The sequence below is a fragment of the Actinomycetospora sp. CA-084318 genome, from assembly GCF_050955885.1.
In the GTDB taxonomy this organism is placed as follows: Bacteria; Actinomycetota; Actinomycetes; order Mycobacteriales; family Pseudonocardiaceae; genus Actinomycetospora.
On the sequence record NZ_CP192098.1, the window covers coordinates 4,289,759 to 4,305,139 of the forward strand.

The 15,381-nt window shown below is 74.3% G+C and carries 17 protein-coding genes; 3 read left to right on the forward strand and 14 right to left on the reverse strand.

Features of this window, described 5'->3' with window-relative positions; translation table 11 throughout:
• Positions 1 to 155: 155 nt before the first annotated feature.
• Complete coding sequence (locus tag ACQPYX_RS20990; protein WP_433799221.1) at positions 156 to 1,136, forward strand: NAD-dependent epimerase/dehydratase family protein; 981 nt, start codon at positions 156 to 158, stop codon at positions 1,134 to 1,136.
• Here ACQPYX_RS20990 and ACQPYX_RS20995 read toward each other — a convergent pair.
• Entirely contained in the window at positions 1,123 to 2,379 is a 1,257-nt protein-coding gene (locus ACQPYX_RS20995; RefSeq protein WP_433803777.1) for a winged helix-turn-helix domain-containing protein, read from the reverse strand. The two genes, ACQPYX_RS20990 and ACQPYX_RS20995, sit on opposite strands and share 14 nt — an antisense overlap.
• 108 nt (positions 2,380 to 2,487) lie before the next feature.
• Here ACQPYX_RS20995 and ACQPYX_RS21000 point away from each other — a divergent pair, with 108 nt between their 5' ends.
• Positions 2,488 to 2,754, forward strand: coding sequence for a hypothetical protein (locus tag ACQPYX_RS21000; protein WP_433799222.1), 267 nt, complete (start codon positions 2,488 to 2,490; stop codon positions 2,752 to 2,754).
• 2 nt (positions 2,755 to 2,756) lie between these two features.
• On the opposite strand, the gene ACQPYX_RS21005 is transcribed toward ACQPYX_RS21000, so the two are convergent.
• Entirely contained in the window at positions 2,757 to 3,248 is a 492-nt protein-coding gene (locus tag ACQPYX_RS21005) for a beta-class carbonic anhydrase (RefSeq protein WP_433799223.1), read from the reverse strand.
• A gap of 111 nt (positions 3,249 to 3,359) precedes the next feature.
• On the opposite strand from ACQPYX_RS21005, the gene ACQPYX_RS21010 reads away from it, so the two are divergent.
• Positions 3,360 to 3,944, forward strand: coding sequence for an N-acetyltransferase family protein (locus ACQPYX_RS21010; protein ID WP_433799224.1), 585 nt, complete (start codon positions 3,360 to 3,362; stop codon positions 3,942 to 3,944).
• Between the two features lie 72 nt (positions 3,945 to 4,016).
• Here the strand turns inward: ACQPYX_RS21010 and dapB are convergent, their stop codons facing one another.
• The 12 genes from dapB to ACQPYX_RS21070 form a co-directional block, all read right to left on the reverse strand.
• Entirely contained in the window at positions 4,017 to 4,766 is a 750-nt protein-coding gene (gene dapB, locus ACQPYX_RS21015; RefSeq protein WP_433799225.1) for a 4-hydroxy-tetrahydrodipicolinate reductase, read from the reverse strand.
• Complete coding sequence (locus tag ACQPYX_RS21020; protein WP_433799226.1) at positions 4,763 to 6,055, reverse strand: M16 family metallopeptidase; 1,293 nt, start codon at positions 6,053 to 6,055, stop codon at positions 4,763 to 4,765. Before ACQPYX_RS21020 ends, dapB begins: the two co-directional genes overlap by 4 nt.
• A gap of 56 nt (positions 6,056 to 6,111) precedes the next feature.
• On the reverse strand, positions 6,112 to 8,391 hold the full coding sequence (locus ACQPYX_RS21025) for a polyribonucleotide nucleotidyltransferase (RefSeq protein WP_433799227.1): 2,280 nt from the start codon (positions 8,389 to 8,391) through the stop codon (positions 6,112 to 6,114).
• Positions 8,392 to 8,604: 213 nt separating this feature from the next.
• Complete coding sequence (gene rpsO, locus ACQPYX_RS21030) at positions 8,605 to 8,874, reverse strand: 30S ribosomal protein S15 (protein ID WP_433799228.1); 270 nt, start codon at positions 8,872 to 8,874, stop codon at positions 8,605 to 8,607.
• A 150-nt stretch (positions 8,875 to 9,024) separates the two neighbouring features.
• On the reverse strand, positions 9,025 to 9,546 hold the full coding sequence (locus ACQPYX_RS21035) for a 2'-5' RNA ligase family protein (RefSeq protein ID WP_433799229.1): 522 nt from the start codon (positions 9,544 to 9,546) through the stop codon (positions 9,025 to 9,027).
• An 11-nt stretch (positions 9,547 to 9,557) separates the two neighbouring features.
• Positions 9,558 to 10,499 carry a bifunctional riboflavin kinase/FAD synthetase gene (locus tag ACQPYX_RS21040; protein WP_433799230.1) on the reverse strand — a complete coding sequence of 314 codons (942 nt, stop codon included), beginning with the start codon at positions 10,497 to 10,499 and terminating at the stop codon, positions 9,558 to 9,560.
• 114 nt (positions 10,500 to 10,613) lie between these two features.
• A complete protein-coding gene (truB, locus tag ACQPYX_RS21045; protein WP_433799231.1) occupies positions 10,614 to 11,549 on the reverse strand; it encodes a tRNA pseudouridine(55) synthase TruB in 936 nt (311 codons plus the stop codon).
• Between the two features lie 39 nt (positions 11,550 to 11,588).
• On the reverse strand, positions 11,589 to 12,275 hold the full coding sequence (locus ACQPYX_RS21050; protein ID WP_433799232.1) for a hypothetical protein: 687 nt from the start codon (positions 12,273 to 12,275) through the stop codon (positions 11,589 to 11,591).
• A 54-nt stretch (positions 12,276 to 12,329) separates the two neighbouring features.
• The gene (fabG, locus tag ACQPYX_RS21055) at positions 12,330 to 13,091 is read right to left on the reverse strand and encodes a 3-oxoacyl-ACP reductase FabG (RefSeq protein WP_433799233.1); all 762 of its coding nucleotides are present in this window, start codon (positions 13,089 to 13,091) and stop codon (positions 12,330 to 12,332) included.
• Between the two features lie 100 nt (positions 13,092 to 13,191).
• Entirely contained in the window at positions 13,192 to 14,508 is a 1,317-nt protein-coding gene (locus tag ACQPYX_RS21060) for an MATE family efflux transporter (protein WP_433799234.1), read from the reverse strand.
• An 87-nt stretch (positions 14,509 to 14,595) separates the two neighbouring features.
• On the reverse strand, positions 14,596 to 15,060 hold the full coding sequence (gene rbfA / locus ACQPYX_RS21065; RefSeq protein WP_433799235.1) for a 30S ribosome-binding factor RbfA: 465 nt from the start codon (positions 15,058 to 15,060) through the stop codon (positions 14,596 to 14,598).
• 21 nt (positions 15,061 to 15,081) lie between these two features.
• Positions 15,082 to 15,378 (reverse strand): DUF503 domain-containing protein, encoded by a 297-nt coding sequence (locus tag ACQPYX_RS21070; protein ID WP_337694480.1) that lies wholly within the window; start codon positions 15,376 to 15,378, stop codon positions 15,082 to 15,084.
• Positions 15,379 to 15,381: the final 3 nt, after the last annotated feature.

Genomic DNA, 15,381 nt, shown 5'->3' on the forward strand with positions numbered 1-15,381 from the left:
GTCCTCCTCGTCGCAGGCACGGTCGCGGCAGAACTCCGCGGACCGACTCCGGTGTGCTCCCCGACCGGCCGGGCCGCGCAAACGACGGTTCTCGTGCTCCGTGGCGTCGGCGACCCGGGCGCGTGGCGGGCCGATCCGGGTGGGTAGCCGCGCGGGTGCATCTCCTCGTGCTGGGTGGCGGCGGCTTCCTCGGCCGCCACGTCGCCGCCGCGGGTCTCGCCGCCGGCCACGCCGTCACCGTGCTCTCCCGCAGCGGCTCGGCGCCGCTCGACGGCGTGGAGGCGCTGGCCGGCGACCGGCAGGGCGACCTGTCCGCCCTGGACGGCCGCAGCTTCGACGCCGTGCTCGACACGTTCTCCGACCCCGGGGCGGTGCGCCGCACGGCCGAGCTGCTCTCCGGGGCGGCCGGGGTCTACGGCTACGTGTCGGGGATGAGCGTGTACGACCCGGAGGGTCCGGCGGTGCCGGGCGCGGGCGACCCGGTGCGCTCCCCCGGCTCCGCCGACGACGTGTTGCAGGACCGGTCGCTGGACAAGCTCGGTGCCGAGGCCGCGGTGGCGGAGCGGTTCGACGGGCCGGCGCCGGTGTTCCGGGTCGGCATCATGGTCGGCCCGCACGACCCCACCGACCGGTTCACGTGGTGGCCGGTGCGCCTCGCCCGCGCCCTGGACGGCTCGGCGGACCGCACCGTGCTGGCGCCCGGCGACCCCGACCGCGTCGTGCAGTACAGCGACGCCCGCGACATCGCCGCCTTCATGGTGTCGGCGCTCGACCGTCGGCTCCCGGGCGTCTTCGACACGGTCGGCCCGGGCCGGGCGCAGCCGGTGTCCGCGGTGCTGGAGGAGTGCCTCGTCGCCGCGGGCGGGCGGCCGGGAGACGTCGACTGGGCGTGGGCGGACGAGGACTACCTCCGCGCGTCGTTGCGCGACGTCGACGAGGAGGCGCGGCCGCTGTGGTTCCCCGAGGACCAGATCCCGCAGGACGCGATCGACGCCTCCGCCGCCCTCGCGGCCGGACTGCGGTTCCGCCCGGCCGTCGAGACCGCCCGGGACGTGCTGGAGCAGGCCGCCGGGCGGTGGGACCTGGCGGCGGGGTTGGACCCCGACCGGGAGCGGGCGCTGGTCAGGGGACGGTGAGCCGCCCGCCCGCGAGCGCCCGGCTCAGCGCGGGCGCGAGCGGGCCGCCCTCGACGACGACGTCGTCCACCCCCAGCCACGCCGCCATCTCCCGCAGTGCACCGGCCAGCTCCGCCGCCACCCGGGCCTCGTCGGCACCGCGCTCGACGCACTCCGGTTCGGCGAACGCCGCGGGCACGCGCAGCACCCCGGCGCCGCGGTCGGTCTTGAGGTCGACGCGCCCCACGAGCTGCCCGTCGAGCAGGAACGGGAAGACGTAGTAGCCGTGCGTGCGCTGCTCGGCCGGCGTGTAGATGCCGATGCGGTAGGTGAATCCGAAGATGCGCTCGGTGCGGGGACGGAACCAGATCAGCGGGTCGAACGGCGCGAGCAGGGCATGCCCGGACACCCGGCGCGGCACCCGGGTGCCGGGCAGCCGGTAGGCGGGGGCGCCCCACCCGGCGACCTCGACCTCCTCCAGCTCCCCCGCGTCGACCAGCTCCGCCACGGCGACCCGGCTCTCCGCGGGCGGGAGCCGGTAGTGGTCGCGCAGGTCGGGCTCGGTGGCCACGCCGTGCGCCGCCGCGGCGCGCAGGGTGAGTCGGCGCATCGACTCGGCGCGGTCGGGCTGCTGCGCGAACACGTCCGGCGGGATGACGTCCTCGCTCACCGCGTACGCGCGGCGGAAGCCACGCCGCGTCCCGGTGGTCAGGACCCCCGTGGCGAACAGGTGCTCGCAGGCGACCTTGACGTCCGAGCGGTGCCACCACCCGCCGTGCGCGCGGGCCCGGCGCTCCCCGCCGTCGCCGAGCACCGCCTCGACCTCACGGGCCTCCAGCGGACCGTGCGCCGCGACTGCGTCGTGCACCGCGTCGAGGATGTCCGGCCGGTGGTCCATCGCGTTGCCGAGCCACCGGCTGGTGCGGGCCGTGTTGTCCCGCATCCGCCACCGCAGCAGCGGCCAGTCCTCCACGGGCACCAGGCTCGCCTCGTGGGCCCAGAACTCGACGAACGCCCGGCGGCGCCGGTCGGCCGCCGACTGCGGCCAGGCCAGCGCGTCGAGCACGTCGCGGTCGTAGCTCCCGAGCCGCGCGAACACGGGGGCGTAGTGCGCCCGCACCGCCACGTTCACCGAGTCGAGCTGGAGCAGCCCGAGGTGGCGGACGAGCCGGGCGAGCCCACCGCGGTTCGGCGGGCCCGGCCGCGGCGGGGCGTCCAGCCCCTGCGCGCCGAGCACCGCCCGTCGCGCCGCCGCCGCGCTCATCCGCTCCGGTGCTCCCACGGCCCGGAATCCTGCCAGCCACCCCCGACAACCACCGGAATGGAGCACCTCGTACCGGCGTTGACCAGGGAGAACGCTGAAGGAGGACCCATGATCGGAGATCGCGTCGAGATCGTCGTAGACGCCGGCGGCACCACCCGCAGCTGGGACGTGGAGGCCACCCGCGCGGGCCGTCGGGTGGAGGTCGCGCACGGGCGCGGCGTCGTCGAGGTGAGCGAGGTGACCCGCGGCGGCACCCCGGTGCGCACGGCGCGGTTCATGTCCTCGCGCGTGCTCGCGCTCGTCGAGCACCCGGCGTCGGCGGTCCGGCTCGCGGACGACGAGCCGCCCGCGCTGCCGCTGCCGCGCCCGGCCTAAGGTCAGGAGACCTCGGTAAGCCTGCCCGCGTCGACGTCGTAGACGAATCCGCGCACCGCGTCGGTGTGCAGCAGGAACTCGCACGAACGCACCGCGGCGAGCGAATCGCGCACGTCCTGCTCGGTGTCGGAGAACGCGCCGGGCGCCCACGCCGGCTTCTGCCCGCAGTCGGCCTCCAGCTCGGCGACGAAGTCGTCGTCGGCGAAGGTCGCCATGCCGCACTTGGTGTGGTGCACGAGCACGACCTCGGTCGTGTTCAGCTTGCGCTGGCTGATCGTCAGCGAGCGCAGCACGTCGTCGGTGACCACGCCGCCCGCGTTGCGGATGACGTGCGCCTCCCCCGGCCCCAGCCCGAGGGTGCGGTAGACGTCGAGGCGGGCGTCCATGCAGGCGACCACGGCGACGTGGCGCGACGGCGGGCCGGGCTGCCCGCCGTCGGTGAAGCCCGCGGCGAACGACTCGTTGGCGGCCAGCAGCTCGTCGGTGACGGACACGGGAGCTCCCTGTCTCTCGGCGGTATGCGTCATCGGTGATCATTCCCGACGCCGGGTGGGGTCGAGGTCGGGCGGTGACCCTCGTCCCAGTGTCGTGGTTAGTGTCGGGCCATGGCCCTCGCGCACGTCCGCCCGGCGACCCCCGACGACGCCGCCGCCGTCACCGCGGTGCAACGCGAGGTCTGGACGACCGCGTGGGCCGGGTTCCTGCCCGCCGGCCTCACCGACGGCTTCGACGACGACGCCGTCACCGCCGCGTGGGCCCGCTCGGTGGAGGGGCTGCTCGTGGCCACCGAGGGCGACGCGGTGACGGGCTTCGCGCTCGCCGGGCCCGCCTCCCCCGACGACCTCGCCGACGCCGTCGGCTCCGTCCCGGACGACGCCGGGTCGGTCGGCCTCGTCGCGACGCTCCTGGTGTCCCCGCGGTGGGGCCGCCGGGGGCACGGGGGTCGGCTGCTGGTCACCGCGACCGAGGCGCTGCGCGCGGCCGGCGCCACACGGGGCGTGACGTGGGTGCCCGAGCGGGACGCGGCCTCGCGGGCCTTCTACGCGCGGGCGGGGTGGGAACCGGACGGCACGGTGCGCACGCTCGACGCGGGGGGCCGCCCGCTGCGCGAGGTGCGGCTGGGTGGGCCGCTCGACCTGGAGTTCGCGGTCGTGCCCACGGCGGAGGAGCTGGGTCTGCCGCTGCTCTGATCGGCGGCATCCCCTTCTGCACGAACGGCACTCTGGCAGCCTCTATGTGCGCGAGAGTGCCGCTCGCTCGGATCAGTCCAGGTCGAGCACTGGCTCCAGGCCGATCGTCAGGCCCGGCCGGGACACGACCGAGCGCACCGCCAGGAGCACGCCGGGCATGAACGAGGCGCGGTCGAACGAGTCGTGCCGGATCGTCAGGGTCTCCCCCGCGCTGCCGAGCAGGACCTCCTGGTGGGCGACGAGGCCCGCCATCCGCACCGCGTGGACGTGCACGCCGTCGACGGTGGCGCCGCGGGCGTGGTCGGGGTCGTGCGTCGTCGCGTCGGGACCCGGGCCGAGCCCCGCCGCCGCCCGCGCCTCGCCGATCATCTGCGCGGTCCGGGTCGCCGTGCCGGACGGGGCGTCGGCCTTGTTCGGGTGGTGCAGCTCGACGACCTCGACCGAGTCGTAGAACCGCGCCGCCTGCGCCGCGAAGCGCATCATCAGCACCGCGCCGATCCCGAAGTTGGGGACCACCATGACGCCGAGCCCGTCGGCGTCCCCGAGCCGGCCGCGCAGGTCGTCGAGCGCCTCGGTGGTCAGTCCGCTCGTCCCGACGACGCCGTGGATGCCGTGCTCCACGAGCCAGCGCACGTTGTCGGCCACCGCCGCGGGATGGGTGAAGTCGACCGCGACCTGCGCGCCGGCGTCGGCGAGGGCCGAGATCGGGTCGCCCTCGTCGACGGTCGCCACCAGCTCGAGGTCGTCCGCGCCCTCGACGGCCCGGCACGTCTCGGAGCCCATGCGGCCCCGCGACCCCAGCACACCGACCCGGATCGTCATTCCCCTACCTCACGCACCTCGTCGGGAAGATCGTCGACGTCACCGTAGGGCCCGACGACGGCGGCGGTCACCGGGGCCGCGAACAGCTCGGCCGCGACGCCGGCGACGTCGTCGACCGTCACCGCCTGCACCCGGGCCAGCGCCTCGCTCAGGTCGAGCGGCGCCGCCGGACCGTCGAGCTCACGTCGGCCGAGCCAGCTCATGCGCGAGGGCGTGTCCTCGAGCCCGAGCACGTACTCGCCCCGCAGCTGACCCTGGGCCCGCGTGAGCTCGGTCGCGGTGATCCCGTCCCGCGCGAGGTCGGCCAGCTGCGTGCGCAGCACGCCCGCCGCGGTCCCGAGCCGCTCGGGCGCGCAGCCGACGTAGACGTTGAGCACGCCCAGGTCGGAGTAGCCGGTGGCCGAGGAGTACACCGAGTACGCCAGGCCGCGGCGCTCCCGGACCTCCTGGAACAGCCGCGAGCTCGTCCCGCCGCCGAGCACCGTGGACAGCACGAGCTGCGCCTCCCACCGGGGGTCGCCGCGGCGGACCGACGGCACGCCGAGCATCAGGTGGGCCTGCTCGGTGTCGTCCTCGCGGACCGACAGCCGGTCCGCGGGGGCCGGCACGACGACGGGTGCGCCGGAGCGGGCGGCGGCCGCGGCGGCACTTCCGGTGAGCCGGTCCCCGAACGCGGCCGCGACCGCCTCCAGCACCTCGGCGTGCGTCACGTTGCCCGCCACGGCCAGCACCGACCGCGACGGCACGTAGTGCGCGGCGTGGAAGCGCGCGAGGACGTCGCGGGTCATGTCCCCGACCGACTCCTCGGACCCCACCACCGGGCCGGCCAGCGGGTGGTCACCCAGCAGGAGGTCGTCGAAGTCGTCGGCGAGCAGGTCCTCGGGGTCGTCGTCGCGCCCGGCGATCTCGGAGAGCACGACGTCGCGCTCGAGTTCGACGTCGGCGGCCTCCATGACGCCGTTGAGCACGACGTCGCAGACGACGTCGACGGCCAGCGCGAGGTCCGAGTCGAGCACGTGCGCGTAGAAGCAGGTGTGCTCCTTGGAGGTGAACGCGTTGAGGTCACCCCCGACCGCGTCGATCTCCTCCGCGATCTGCCTCGCGGTGCGCCGCGGCGTGCCCTTGAACAGCAGGTGCTCGAGGAAGTGCGCCGCACCGCGCGCGGCCGGATCGAAGCCCGGCTCGTCGCGCGAGCCGACGTCGACCCACAGGCCGACGGCGGCCGACCGGGCCCCGGCGACGTGCTCGGTCACCACCCGCAGGCCCCCGGGCAGCACCGTGCGTGCCACGCCGGGACCCGGGTGCTCGGTGGTGACGAGCCCGTCGTCGGGAGAGACCAGGCCGGTCAGGAGGTCGCCTCGGCGGGAGCCTCGGCGGCCTCGGCACCGGTCCCGTTGGTGGCCGCCGCACCCGCGGCGTCCTCCTCCTTGACCGGCAGCAGGCTGATCTTGCCGCGGTTGTCGATGTCGGTGATCTCGACGCGGATCTTGTCGCCGACGTTCACGACGTCCTCGACCTTGCCGATCCGCTTGCCGCCACCGAGCTTCGAGATGTGGACCAGGCCGTCGCGGCCCGGCACCAGCGAGACGAACGCGCCGAAGGCGGCCGTCTTGACGACGGTGCCGAGGTAGCGCTCGCCGATCTTCGGCATCTGCGGGTTGGCGATGGCGTTGATCTTGTCGACCGCCGCCTGGGCGCTGGGCCCGTCGGCCGCACCGACGTAGATCGTGCCGTCGTCCTCGATGGAGATGTCGGCGCCGGTCTCCTCGGTGATCGAGTTGATCATCTTGCCCTTCGGGCCGATGACCTCGCCGATCTTGTCGACCGGGACCTTCACCGTGGTGATCCGCGGGGCGAACTCGCTCATCTCGTCCGGCGAGTCGATGGCCTCGGCCATGACGTCGAGGATCGCGAGGCGGGCGCCGCGGGCCTGGGTCAGGGCCTTGGCCAGGACCTCGGAGGGGATGCCGTCGAGCTTCGTGTCGAGCTGCAGCGCCGTCACGAAGTCCTTGGTGCCGGCGACCTTGAAGTCCATGTCACCGAACGCGTCCTCGGCGCCGAGGATGTCGGTCAGCGCGACGAAGGTGTCCTGGCCGTCGACCTCGCCGGAGACGAGGCCCATCGCGATGCCGGCGACCGGCGCCTTCAGCGGCACACCGGCGTTGAGCAGCGACATCGTCGAGGCGCAGACCGAGCCCATCGACGTCGAGCCGTTGGAGCCGAGGGCCTCGGAGACCTGCCGGATCGCGTAGGGGAACTCCTCGCGGGTCGGCAGCACCGGGACCAGCGCGCGCTCGGCGAGCGCGCCGTGCCCGATCTCGCGCCGCTTCGGCGACCCGACGCGCCCGGTCTCGCCGGTGGAGAAGGGCGGGAAGTTGTAGTGGTGCATGTAGCGCTTCGTCGTCTCCGGGGTGAGGGAGTCGATCGACTGCTCCATGCGCAGCATGTTCAACGTGGTGACGCCGAGGATCTGGGTCTCGCCGCGCTCGAACAGGGCCGAGCCGTGGGCCCGCGGGATGACCTCGACCTCGGCGGCGAGCGGCCGGATGTCGGTGACGCCGCGGCCGTCGATGCGGAAGCCCTCGGTGAGGATCTTCTTCCGGACGGTCGACTTGGTCAGCGACCGGAACGCCTCGCCGATCTCCTTCTCGCGACCCTCGAACTTCGGGGCGAGCTCGGTGACCAGGCGCTCCTTGACCGCGTCCTGGGCGTTGTCGCGCTCCTGCTTGCCCGCGATCGCGAGGGCCTTGTCGAGCTCGTCGCCGGCCGCGGAGGTCACGGCGTCGAGGACGTCGGACTGGTACGGCGGGAAGGTCGGGTAGTCCTTCGTGGTCACCCCGAGCGAGGTGTAGAGGTTCTGCTGCGCCTCGCAGAGCGTGCGCAGGAACGGCTTCGCGGCCTCCATGCCGGCGGCCACGATCTCCTCGGTGGGCGCCTGGGCGCCGCCCGCGACGAGCGAGACGGCCTTGTCGGTCGCCTCGGCCTCGACCATGGAGATCGCGACGTCGCTGCCGTCGGAGGTGATCGAGCCCGCGATCACCATGTCGAACACGGCGTGCTCGAGCTGCTCCCAGGTCGGGAACGCGACCCACTGCCCGTTGATCAGGGCGACGCGGGTGGCGCCGACCGGGCCCTCGAAGGGCAGGCCGGAGATCTGGGTGGAGGCCGACGCGGCGTTGATCGCCAGCACGTCGTACGGGTCGTTCGGGTCCAGGCTCTGGACCGTGACGACGACCTGGACCTCGTTGCGCAGGTTCGCGGCGAACGTCGGGCGCAGCGGACGGTCGATGAGACGGCAGGTGAGGATCGCGTCGGTCGACGGGCGACCCTCGCGGCGGAAGAACGAGCCGGGGATGCGCCCGACCGCGTACATCCGCTCCTCGACGTCCACGGTCAGCGGGAAGAAGTCGAAGTTGTCCTTCGGCCGCTTCGACGCGGTGGTCGCCGAGAGGAGCATCGTCTCCTCGTCGAGGTACGCGACGACGGCGCCGGCCGCCTGGCGGGCCAGGCGGCCCGACTCGAAGCGGATCGTGCGGCTGCCGAAGGTGCCGTTGTCGAGGACGGCGGTGGTCTCGTGGACACCGGTCTCGGTGTCGACGACGGCCGGGGTGGCGGAGTTCGCCATGGGTGGGTTCCTCCAGAGGGAACGGACTGGCGAGTCCCGCGCCTTCCCACCTGGTGACGTGACCGGTCTTCGATCGAAGCCCCCGGACACCGGTTCCGGGAGCCACTGTCGAGGACCGGGTCCTCCCCAAGTGGGGCGACGGCGGCGGGGCTCGTGTTCAGGTGTGGGAATGCAGATCGGGCCGCCCGCGACGTGTCGCGGGCGGCCCGGGGATCAGCGGCGCAGGCCGAGACGCTCGATCAGCGTCCGGTAGCGGTTGATGTCCACCGACGCCACGTACTTCAGCAGCCGGCGGCGGCGACCCACCAGCAGCAGCAGGCCACGGCGGGAGTGGTGGTCGTGCTTGTGCATCTTCAGGTGCTCGGTGAGCTGGGTGATCCGCTTCGTCAGCAGCGCCACCTGGGCCTCGGGAGACCCCGTGTCGGTGGTGTGCACGCCGTACTCGGAGAGGATCGTCTTCTTCTGCTCGGTGGTCAGGGCCACGTCGGTGGTGCTCCTCGTGTCTACGTCGTCGTACCCGGGGACGGGCCCCGGTACCGTGTGTCTTCCCGACGGCGGGTGCGGCAGCTGGCCGCGTTCTCCCGCGCTCTCGGTGCCCGGCCACCACGGACCGCAGCCGGAACACCGACGAGTCTACCGGGGACCTCCGACGACCTCGTCGGCGCCCGGGGTCGCGACCAGCGGGAACTCCTCCAGCACCCGGTAGGGCGACCCGCTCGCCACCAGCACGACCGCGCGTGGGGTCCAGTGCGGGCCCGCGTGGCCGTCGAGGCCCGGGGGGACCGCCGGCACGTGGCCCCGGCACCGCGCGATGGTCAGGTGGGCGACGTGGTCGGCGGGGTCGGTGCCGACCGCGCGCAGCAGCGTGTGCCAGGTGTCCCGGTCGTCCGCGTGCACCCCGAGCCACAGCGCCGTGCCGAAGATGCCGGTCCCGGCGCACGACAGGGTGGGCGCCCGCAGCGGTGCGCCCCGGAGCCCGGCGGCGACCTCGTCCGGCTCGGCGTCGGCGTGGAACCGCAGCGTGACGTGCCGGCGCTCGCGCGCGACCGGGCGCCAGCGCCCGCCGTCGGGGCCGCGGCGCAGCGCGAGCTCGAGGGCCGCGTCGACGGCCGCGTTCACCGTGTCGTCCGGGAACACCGCGACGAACAGGCGCACGAGGTTCCCGACTAGAGGCCGAGGAGCGTGCGGGTGTTCGCGACGTCGCCGTCCATGGCGGTGATGAGCTCCTCGACCGAGTCGAAACGCTCCTGGCCCCGCACCCGGGCGACGAACTCGACCCCGACGCGCTGGCCGTAGAAGTCCTCGGTGTGGTCGAGGACGAACGCCTCGACGGTGCGCTGTTGGCCGGAGAACGTCGGGTTGGTGCCCACGGAGACCGCCGTCGGCAGCTTCTCCCCGTCGCGCAGGAACCAGCCGGCGTAGACCCCGTCGGCGGGCACCGCGGCGTGAGCGGTGACCGACACGTTCGCCGTCGGGTAGCCGAGGTCGCGGCCCCGCTGGTCGCCCTTGACCACCACGCCCTCCACGCGGTGCGGGCGGCCGAGCGCGTCCGCGGCGGCCTCGACGTCGCCCGCGGCGATGCAGCTGCGGATGTAGGTCGACGAGTAGGTCACCGTGCGTCCCCGATCTCCGTCGACGACCAGGTCCAGCCCGATCGCCTCGAACCCGAACCGCTGGCCGAGCCGCTCGAGCTCCGGCACGTCGCCGGCGGCGCGGTAGCCGTACGTGAAGTTCTTCCCGACCACCACGGCCGACGCGTGCAGCCGGTCCACCAGCAGTTCGTGGACGAACTCGTCCGGCTCCACCCGCGCGAAGTCGGTGGTGAACGGCAGCACCCAGAAGGCGTCGACATCGAGCTCGGCGACCAGGTCGGCCCGGCGGGCGAGCGTGGTCAGCTGCGCCGGGTGCGACCCGGGCCGCAGGACCTCGCTGGGGTGCGGGTCGAACGTGATCAGGGTGGTGGGCAGGCCCCCGAGCTCCCGGGCCCGGTCGACCGCGTACCCGATGAGCTGCTGGTGGCCCCGGTGCACCCCGTCGAACACGCCGATGGTCACCACGCAGCGCCCCCAGCCCGGGGGGACGCCGTCACGACCGCGCCAGCGTTGCACCTGCTTCGGGCCTCCCCCGCGCGCTGCGGTGTCGTCGGATCGGGCTCAGCCTACGGGCGGCCCCTCTGGGCTTCCCGGCGACGGGGGCGGCGTCACCTCCCCCGGGGGTCGGGTTCAGGTCGCGGGCGCGAGCACCAGCACCGGGCGCGCCCGGCCGTCGGCGTCGGCGACCAGCCCGACGACGTGCCCGTCCGGCCCGAACACCGCGGTGGTGCCCGGGCCGCCGGTGGGCGACAACGGTCGCCCGTGGGCGAGGTCGGCCGCCCCGGCGGCATCGACGTCGCGCCGGGGGAACGCCGTGCCCGTCGCGGCGTCGAGGTCCAGCGACAGTCCGGCGCGACCGGCCTCGCCGTCGGCCTCCGCGACCAGCTCCTCCACCGTGCGGGCGTGCGCGAGCGTGAACGGCCCGACCCGCGTTCGGCGCAGCGCCGTCAGGTGCCCGCCGACGCCGAGCCCGGCCCCCAGGTCCCGCGCGAGTGCCCGCACGTAGGTGCCCGACGAGCAGTCGACGAGCACGTCGAGGTCCAGCGTGCCCTCCTCGCGGCGACGCGCCAGGACGTCGAAGCGCCCGACGTGCACCGGGCGTGGGGGGAGCTCCACCTCCTCCCCGGCACGCACCCGCTCGTACGCGCGCCTTCCGTCGACCTTGATCGCGGACACCGTGCTCGGCACCTGGTCGATGTCGCCGGTCAGCGCGGCGACCCCGGCGTCGACGGCGGCGTCGGCCACCATGGAGGCGTCCGCGGTGGCGACGACCTCGCCCTCGGCGTCGTCGGTGGTGGTGGCGGCGCCGAGCCGGATCGTCGCCAGGTAGGTCTTGGTGTCGAGCGCGAGGTGGCCCAGCAGCTTCGTCGCCCGCTCCACGCCGAGGACCAGCACCCCGGTGGCCATCGGGTCGAGCGTCCCGGCGTGACCGACCTTGCGGGTGCCGACGAGCCGGCGTGCCTTGCCGACGACGTCGTGGGAGGTCCACCCGCTCGGCTTGTCGACGACGAGGAGGCCGGGCGGCGGGGGCGGGCCGTGGCGGCGCTGCGGGGTGCGGGCGTTCATCGCCGCGGATCCTCTCCCGAGCGTGCTGCGGCGTCGTCGTCAGGGGCGGACCCGGTCGAACGGGATCGACACCGCCGGCACGGGTGGCGGGGCCGGGACGTCCGCCGGGCCGTGCGCCCACACCGGCAGCGCGGCCAGCCACGCCCCGCCCGGGGGGTCGCCACCGAGCGCGCCCTCCCACGGCACGGCGAGCCAGCCCGTCGTCGTGACCGTCGACGGCGTCCCGGTCCACACCAGCACGACGTGGCGCAGGCCGGGCGCGGCCTCGGGTGACACGCGCGGCGCCGGGAGCCCGTCGAGGCTCAACTGGCCGCCGACGGGCACGTACCCGGCGCCGTTGTCCACCGCGGCCGCCGTGCGGATCACGCCCTCCCAGCGCAGCGCGCCGAACGCGGGCGTCGGCGCATGTTCCGGGGGCGCCTTCATCACGTGCAGCACCACCTGCTCGTGGCGCACGACCAGCGAGTTGCGCGGGGCACCGATCCGCACCTCGCGGTCGGCCCACCCGGGCGCGACCGCGAGCAGCCGGGACCGCAGGTTCTCCGACGACGTCAGCCCGAGCGCCAGCGCCGTGTCGCCCGCGACGCCCGGGTCGTGCCGCGCCACGTTCCGTTCCCAGACCGCGGCGACCGCGTCCTCGAGGAGCCCGAGCACCCCGAGGGCGCGCCACCGGTCCCGCACCTCCCGCAGCCACGCCATCGCGCCCGGGTCCCACGTGCCGCTCATGGCAGGAGGAGAACACGGACCCCCGACAGTCACGCGTCGTCGGGATGGCCCGACCTACGTCTTCGGGCCGCCCGCGACGTAGATGACCTGGCCGGACACGTAACCCGCGCGCTCGTCGACGAAGAACGACACCATGTTGGCGATGTCCTCCGGGACGCCGACGCGCTGCACCGGGATCTCCTTGGCGCGCGCGGCCTGCCACTCCTCCCAGTCCTGCCCGAGGCGCTCGGCGGTCGCCCTGGTCATCTCCGAGGCGATGAAGCCGGGGGCGACGCAGTTGGCGGTGATGCCGAAGCGGCCGAGCTCGATGGCCAGGGTCTTGGTGAAGCCCTGCAGACCGGCCTTCGCGGCGGAGTAGTTGACCTGGCCGCGGTTACCCAGCGCCGAGGTCGACGACAGGTTCACGATCCGGCCGAACTGCTCGGAGACCATGTGCCCCTGCACGGCGCGGGTCATCAGGAACGAGCCGCGCAGGTGCACGCCCATGACCTGGTCCCAGTCGGACTCGCTCATCTTGAACAGCAGGTTGTCCCGCGTGATGCCGGCGTTGTTGATCAGCACGGTGGGCGGGCCGAGCTCCGCGACGATCCGCTCGACGGCCGCGGTGACGGCGTCGTTGTCGGAGACGTCCGCGCCGACCGCGATGGCCTTCCCGCCGGCCTCGGTGATCGCGTCCGCGGTGGTCTTCGCGGCGGACTCGTCGAGGTCGATCACCGCGACGGCCAGCCCGTCGGCGGCCAGACGCAGCGCGGTCGCGGCCCCGAGTCCGCGGGCGGCACCCGTGACGATCGCGACGCGGGGGGTGGGAGCGGTCATGGCAGAGGGACCTCCAGGGACGGGTCGGTTCGGCCCTCATCCTGCACCCGCTGCATGCTCCTGACATCAAGAGGAGCACGCCGATAGGGGGTGGGACCGGTCACGCCTGACCGGTCACCATCCACCGGTCGCCTCGCGCCCGGAGTCCCACCCCGACCGCGCGACCCAGCATGAACAGCGACAGTCCGGCCCACACCCCGGCCAGCCCCCACCCGAAGGCCAGGGACGCCCAGATGGCGGGCAGGAAGCCGAGCACGGCACAGGCGAGGGTGAGCCGTCGCAGGAACGCCGCGTCCGCGGCCCCGAGCAGCACCCCGTCGAGGGCGAAGACGAACCCCGCGATCGGTTGGAGGGCGACGAAGAACCACCAGGCGGCGGGGATCGTCGCGAGCACGGCCTCGTCGGGCGTGAACACCCGCGGCAGGACGCCCGCGAGCGCGGCGAACGCGAGGCCGGCGACGACGCCGAGCAGGATGCCGTACCAGGTCACGCGGCGCGTGACGGTGCGGGCGGGGCCGGCCGCCGACGCGCCGAGGGCGGCCCCGACGAGCTGCTGGGCAGCGATCGCGAGCGAGTCGAGCACCGTCGCCATGAAGGTCCACAGCTGGAGCACGACCTGGTGGGCGGCCACCGACGCCGCCCCGAACCGCGCGCACACCGCGGTCGCCGAGAGGAAGCAGGCCTGGAAGGCGAGACTGCGCAGCAGCAGGTCGCGACCCAGGCCGAGCTGCGCGCGCAGGTCGGCGGGCACCGGGCGCAGCGTCACGCCGAGCGGGACGCTCTCCCGGACGAGGGCCCCGACGAAGAGCAGGAGCACGATCGTCTGGGCCCCGACGTTGGCGATCGCCGAGCCCTCGAGGCCGAGGCCGACGCCGTGCACGAGGATCGGGCAGGCGATCGCGGAGGCCCCGTTGCCGGCCAGCACCACGACGACGGGGGCGCGGGTCGACTGCACGCCGCGCATCCAGCCGTTGCCGGCCATCGCGACGAGGATGCCGGGTGCGCCGAAGAGGGCGATCCGCATCCAGTCCACCGCCTCGTTGGCCAGCTCCCCTCCCCCGCCGAGCGCGTCGGCGACGGGGCGGGCGATCAGCTGGCCGATCACGACGACCGCGAGCCCGGCGAGCAGGGCGAGCCACGTGGCGGCGACGCCCTCGGCCACGGCTCGGTCCCGGTGGCCGGCGCCGAAGGCCCGGGCCGCGCGGGCCGTCGTCCCGTAGGCCAGGAACGTGCCCAGGGACGACACCTGCGCGAGGACGACCGCCCCGACGGCCAGCGCGCCCAGCGGCAGGGCCCCGAGCCGGCCGACCACGGCGGTGTCGACGAGCAGGTAGAGCGGTTCGGCGACCAGCACCACCAGGGCGGCCGCGGACAGCGACAGCACCCGGGTCGGTCCGGCGTCGAGCGAGGTGGTCACGGGCTCCCCGACGATGTCGGATTTCCTGTCACTGGGTGTTCAGGGCAGGGGAGCACGCCGATAGGGAATTGCTGGCACCGGGAGGTGCTACCCGCGCGACTCGTCGGACTCGGACTCGTCGAGGTCGTCGTCCTCGTGCGGGGTGCGGTACGGGTCGGCCTCGCCGGCGTAGGTCGCGCCCGCGGCGAGCGAGGCGACCTCCTGGTCGGCGGCGCGCACGCCCGCGAGCAGTTCCTCCATCCGCGCCGCGCCCTCGGGCACCGCGTCGGCCACGAACGTGATCGACGGGGTGTGGCGCACGCCGGTCTGCCGCCCGACCGCGGTACGGACGACGCCGGTGGCGCTGGCGAGAGCCGCCGCGGAGTTCTGCTGGTCGGTCTCGTCGCCGTAGACGGTGTAGTACACGGTCGCCTCGCGCAGGTCCGCGGTGAGGCGGGCGTCGGTGATCGTGACCAGCTTTAGCCGCGGGTCCTTCACCTCGTGCTCCAGCGTCGAGGCGACGATCTGGATGATCCGCTTGGCGAGGCGCCGGGCGCGGGGTGCATCGGCCATCTCGGGCCATCCTCCAACAGATCAGTCGTCGTGCGGGCCCAGCCAGCGGGTCCGCGCGGAGAGCACCTGGAACTCGGGATGGGAGCTCACCAGGCGCTCGCAGTGGTCGAGCACGTCACCGACGTGCTCGGCGTCCGCGGCCACCACCGCCACGCCGATGAGGGCGCGGCGGTGGAGGTCGAGGTGCCCGGCCTCGGCGACCGAGACCGCGTACTTCCGCTTGAGCTCGGCGACGACCGGTCGCACCACGGAGCGCTTCTCCTTGATGCTCCCGACGTCGCCGAGCAGCAGGTCGAGCTCGAGCACACCTACGAACACGAG

What these genes read in the sequence shown, in the direction of transcription:
- ACQPYX_RS20995 (WP_433803777.1), bottom strand. Translation starts at nt 2,379, where the DNA reads ATGAGCGCGGCGGCGGCGCGACGGGCGGTGCTCGGCGCGCAGGGGCTG.
- ACQPYX_RS21000 (WP_433799222.1), top strand. Translation starts at nt 2,488, where the DNA reads ATGATCGGAGATCGCGTCGAGATCGTCGTAGACGCCGGCGGCACCACC.
- ACQPYX_RS21010 (WP_433799224.1), top strand. Translation starts at nt 3,360, where the DNA reads ATGGCCCTCGCGCACGTCCGCCCGGCGACCCCCGACGACGCCGCCGCC.
- dapB (WP_433799225.1), bottom strand. Translation starts at nt 4,766, where the DNA reads ATGACGATCCGGGTCGGTGTGCTGGGGTCGCGGGGCCGCATGGGCTCC.
- ACQPYX_RS21025 (WP_433799227.1), bottom strand. Translation starts at nt 8,391, where the DNA reads ATGGCGAACTCCGCCACCCCGGCCGTCGTCGACACCGAGACCGGTGTC.
- truB (WP_433799231.1), bottom strand. Translation starts at nt 11,549, where the DNA reads ATGAACGCCCGCACCCCGCAGCGCCGCCACGGCCCGCCCCCGCCGCCC.
- ACQPYX_RS21050 (WP_433799232.1), bottom strand. Translation starts at nt 12,275, where the DNA reads ATGAGCGGCACGTGGGACCCGGGCGCGATGGCGTGGCTGCGGGAGGTG.
- fabG (WP_433799233.1), bottom strand. Translation starts at nt 13,091, where the DNA reads ATGACCGCTCCCACCCCCCGCGTCGCGATCGTCACGGGTGCCGCCCGC.
- rbfA (WP_433799235.1), bottom strand. Translation starts at nt 15,060, where the DNA reads ATGGCCGATGCACCCCGCGCCCGGCGCCTCGCCAAGCGGATCATCCAG.